1 pseudogene is annotated in these 213 nt (G+C 44.6%); it reads left to right on the top strand.

The window, feature by feature from the left end:
* Positions 1 to 213 (top strand): annotated as a pseudogene (locus FDX22_RS30365) (ATP-binding protein); the annotation flags it as partial.

A 213-nucleotide genomic window follows, 5' to 3' on the forward strand; every position in this document is an offset into this window, starting at 1 on the left:
GATGAGGCACACAATATTTTGTCAGAGCAGTCCACCCGTGAGCATGAAATCTGGAAAGACTACCGGCTTGAACTCTTTGAAGAAATAATCAAGGAGGGACGCAAATATGGCGTATACCTCACACTATCTAGTCAGCGGCCTGCCGATATTTCACCTACTATTGTTTCCCAGATTCACAACTTCTTCATACATCGATTAGTGAACGATCGCGAC

The organism is Citrobacter sp. TBCS-14 (assembly GCF_005280805.1).
Classification (GTDB): domain Bacteria; phylum Pseudomonadota; class Gammaproteobacteria; order Enterobacterales; family Enterobacteriaceae; genus Citrobacter; species Citrobacter gillenii.